Genomic DNA, 4,235 nt, shown 5'->3' with positions numbered 1-4,235 from the left:
CGCCGGGGCGCAGCAGACGATGCGTCGCAACATGCACGCTCCCGTCGATGCCCGGCGCGTCGCCCTGGCTGCGGCCCTTGGCCGCGCCGGCGCCGCCCTCGTCGATGATCACCGGCAGCCGCCGGCCGACCTTGGCGGCGAGCCGCCTGGCGCTGATCGCCTGCTGGCGCGCCATGAAACGCTGCCAGCGGCTGTGCTTGATCTCGTCGGGCACGGGCGCGAGGCCGAGGTCGTTGGCGCGCGCGCCGGCGACCGGCTCGTATTTGAACGCGCCGACCCGGTCGAGCGTGGCTTCGTCGAGCCAGTCGAGCAGCAGGCGGAAGTCTTCCTCCGTCTCGCCGGGGAAGCCGACGATGAAGGTCGAGCGGATGGTCAGGTCGGGGCAGATCGCGCGCCAGGCGCGGATGCGCTCGAGCGTCTTCTCCTGGTTGCCCGGCCGCTTCATCGCCTTCAGCACGGCGGGCGAAGCGTGCTGGAACGGCACGTCGATATAGGGCAGCACAGCGCCGCCGTTCATCAGCGCGATCACCTCGTCGACATGCGGGTAGGGGTAGACGTAGTGCAGCCGCACCCAGGCGCCGAGCGTCGCCAGCTCGCGCGTCAGGTCGAGGAAGCGGGCCGAAACCTCGCGGTCGCGCCAGCGGCTCGCGGCGTAGCGCAGGTCGCGGCCGTAGGCGCTGGTGTCCTGCGAGATCACCAGCAGTTCCTTCACCCCCGCCTTCACCAGCTTCTCGGCTTCGCGCAACACCTCGGCCGCGGGGCGCGAAACGAGGTCGCCGCGCAGCTTGGGGATGATGCAGAAGGTGCAGCGGTTGTCGCAACCCTCTGAAATCTTGAGATAGGAATAGTGGCGCGGGGTCAGCTTGACGCCCTGCTCGGGAATCAGGTCGACGAACGGGTCGTGGGGCGCCGGCGCGGCGGCGCGCACCGCTTCCATCACGCTCTCGTAGGCCTGCGGGCCGGTGATCGCCGCGACATTGGGGTAGGCGTCGCGGATCTGCTGCGGTTCGGCGCCCATGCAGCCGGTGACGATCACTTTTCCGTTCTCGGCCATCGCCGCGCCGATCGCCTCCAGCGATTCTTTCTTGGCGCTGTCGAGGAAGCCGCAGGTGTTGACGATCACCGCGTCGGCGCCGGCGTGGCTCTTGACGAGCTCGTAGCCCTCGGCGCGCAGCCGGGTGAGGATGCGCTCGCTGTCGACCAGCGCCTTGGGGCAGCCGAGCGAAACGAACGAGACGCGCGGCGCCGGCTTGGCCGGATCGGAGGGGGGTTCGGTCATGGGGACCGCTTGCCACAGGGGGGCTGAGCCGGCAAGGCTCGTCTCGCCCGCTCAGGTCCGCGGGCGCCGCCCCAACTTCCGCCCGAGTTGGGCGCGAAAGTTCCGCCAGCCCCAGCCCCGGGAGACGTTCATGCGATCGCCGCTCATCGCCGCCGCTCTGCTGCTCGCACTCTCCGCGCCCGCCTGGGCACAGGCGACCCCGCCCGCCGCGTTGCGCGGAATCATCGAGCGCGTCGCGCCCGATCGCGAGAGCTTCGACGTCAAAACGCGCGACGGCGCGGAGAAGACGCTGCGGTTGGCGGCCGACGCCAAGGTCGCGCGGGTCGCCGCCGCCAGCCTCGCCGACGTCAAGCCGGGCGTCTATGTCGGCGTCGCCGCCGCGCCGGGCGACGATGGGACGCTGAAGGCGCTCGAAGTCCACATCTTCCCCGAGTCGATGCGCGGCGTCGGCGACGGCCACCGGCCGTTCGATTTGGCGCCCGGCAGCACGATGACCAACGGAGCGGTCAACGCGCGGGTCGAACAGGTCGACGGCCCGCAGATCGTCGTCGCCTATAACGGCGGCCAGCAGACGATCACGGTCGACAAGTCGACGCCGATCGTCGCCATCGAGCCAGGCGGTCTCGGCGACCTGATGGCCGGCGCCGCGATCGTCGCGCGCGGCAGCGTGGGCGAAGGCGGCGCCTATGAGGCGCGCAGCGTCGTCGTCGGCGTCAACGGGGTCACGCCGCCGATGTGAGGGGCCGTTCGCGCTGTGCGCTCCCCTTCGCCGCCGGAAGAGGCGCCGAACGCCGTTTGGGGCGCTTGGCCATTCTGATTTCCAGGCAGATGGAACAGCGAAACGTTTGGAAATTCTTGACACAGGAACAAAACATGAACATAATGATGTTGCATGGATGGACGCTTGCCGATGAACCTGCCGCTGGCCCGAATGTATCGACTCGCCCCGCGCGGCGGAGGCGGACTGGCTTGTGACAATGCGGGCGTCGCGCTGGGCGCGGTCGACCTCGTGCGCGTCGGCGCCGACGCGGCGGGACGACGGCGGTGCGAGGTCCAACCGCCGCAGGGACTGCGGCGGATTGTGAGCGCAGCTTATGGGCCTCAGCCCGAGGACGTCATTCTTCGCCTTCACCGCGGCTTGCGCCGCGCCGCTAAGGCGATCGAGGCCGGCGATCTGTGTCTCGCAGGCATCGAGACCGTGCTGCTGCATCTACCGGACCTGACGTCTTCGGCGCTCGCCAAGCTCGCGGAAGTCGCCGAGCTGGAGAAAGGCGGGACAGCCTGGCAGGACGAGCCGCGCGTCCCGGCCGGACAGCCGGACGGGCGGTCAATGGACGACAGGGGAAGGCGCGGGCGGCGCGCCCGCCGTCGCCGCCAAGCCCGCGGCGCCCATTTCTGCTCACGAGATCACTCCCGCTCAAAATCCCCGTCTCCCGCTCGACGACGGAGTCTACCGGCCCGCGGTCGACGACCCGCACATCAACCTGATCGGCGGCGCGGAGGAAGAAGAGGCGTCTCGCCGGTCGAACGGGCCGCCGGACGATTTCACGCGTCTCGAAGACGTGTTCCCCGGCCTTCTGGATGCTCCCGCCCTGGCTATTCCCTTGGCGCCCATAGACGGTTTTTTCGGCGTCAGCGCCGTCTCCGACGAGGCCAATCTGGAGGCGACCTTGGGCCAGTACCGGGCTCTCGTCGAGGACGTCAAACAGGTCGACCCCAGTTTCGTGGACGATGAACTCCTGCCGCCGGGCGGGATCGCCGGCCTCACCTGGCAAGCACGTACGAATCTGATCAACAACCTGCGGATGGAGCGGGCCGCCGCCTATTATCAGATTCTCGGCAACGCCGGGCCTCTGCAGGTCGAGACGCTGCGGTTCTTGCAGGACGCCGTCGACGCCGCCTACGAGGAAGCCGTAAGCGAGGCGGACGCCAGCCGACTCCAGCCGCGCTTGTCGCGAGAGGAGGCGATCGGCAACTGGGTTGATTTCACGGTTCGGAAGGACCTGAAAAAGCTCTTCGATTCCTTCGGCATTCCCTATGGTCCAGGCGAGGACGCGACGATCAACAATCGCGACTACGAAAGTTCGGAGAGTGGCCAAAGTTACAGGATTCCGGATGCAAGAATCGGAGACGCATCTTTCGATTGGACGCTTTCTTCGAAGACGATCAGCGCACCACAAATCCGCGGATTCTTCCGCGCGGACTCGCTACCGCGCGCGGTGGTCATCATTCGTCCGAGCGAGCTTGGTGGCGCTTACTTGATTCCCCGACCCCCCGATGCTTGGTTATACCTTTGGTTATAAAGGTGACTCATGAAGCCGGTAAAGATGACAATCCCGCAAGACATCGGAGAACTTTTGGAACATCTAATCTGGATGCTTCTAAAGTCGCCGAAGTTCATAGACAAAACGGGACGTTTTCCGTTCCAAGATGTGGAGTATGTATTCCGAGAATTAAACGAGGGGCTTAGCAACGTCCGGCCGACGCTCGGAGAGGAGCGCTACCATCAACTGATGGGAATGTCGGACCGGATGCGGGCGCTCTTTGAGGCCGACCCGGAAAACACGATGGGCGAAACGAGAAAGGGCCGCGACATCATCCATGAGATGGAGGACATCCTGAGACAGGCCCGGCAAGAATCCTGACCCGCCGACCGCCTCCGCCTCAACCGCTTCCATCCCATGAAGCCGCGACGTCGTCGGCGATGGTCAGATGCTGGACGCAGGCGTCGGAGGGGCTTCAGTCGACGGCACGGATTGATCGTCCGCCCAGCGCTAAGAAGGACCCTCTCGCGCCTTTGGATTCCGTCGCTCCCACCAGAACAATCCGTCGCGCTATTCTCATCTTCGTCTTCCTTGGTGCCCCGCTCGCGCCTTTCCTGTCGCCCGGGCGGGCCTGTATAAAGCGGCATGCGCCCCGCATTGCTCGATCCGCTGTTCGCTCCCGCCGGGACGCT

Annotated in this window: 4 protein-coding genes; 3 read left to right on the top strand and 1 reads right to left on the bottom strand. The window is 66.7% G+C overall.

The genetic code is table 11. The features are described 5' to 3' along the window. A partial coding sequence (gene rimO / locus ABSF49_RS20615; RefSeq protein WP_424114511.1) for a 30S ribosomal protein S12 methylthiotransferase RimO occupies nucleotides 1-1,279 on the bottom strand: 1,279 nt, incomplete at its 3' end. Nucleotides 1,280-1,409: 130 nt separating this feature from the next. On the opposite strand from rimO, the gene ABSF49_RS20610 reads away from it, so the two are divergent. The 3 genes from ABSF49_RS20610 (at nucleotide 1,410) to ABSF49_RS20600 (ending at nucleotide 3,924) form a co-directional block, all read left to right on the top strand. Further along, a complete protein-coding gene (locus ABSF49_RS20610; protein WP_424114510.1) occupies nucleotides 1,410-2,018 on the top strand; it encodes a DUF5666 domain-containing protein in 609 nt (202 codons plus the stop codon). Nucleotides 2,019-2,841: 823 nt separating this feature from the next. After that, nucleotides 2,842-3,582, top strand: coding sequence for a hypothetical protein (locus tag ABSF49_RS20605; protein WP_424114509.1), 741 nt, complete (start codon nucleotides 2,842-2,844; stop codon nucleotides 3,580-3,582). Between the two features lie 9 nt (nucleotides 3,583-3,591). Then, nucleotides 3,592-3,924, top strand: coding sequence for a hypothetical protein (locus ABSF49_RS20600; RefSeq protein ID WP_424114508.1), 333 nt, complete (start codon nucleotides 3,592-3,594; stop codon nucleotides 3,922-3,924). Nucleotides 3,925-4,235: the final 311 nt, after the last annotated feature.

Source organism: Roseiarcus sp. (assembly GCF_049514155.1).
Lineage (GTDB): Bacteria > Pseudomonadota > Alphaproteobacteria > Rhizobiales > Beijerinckiaceae > Roseiarcus.
This window is presented reverse-complemented; position numbering and strand designations above follow the sequence as displayed.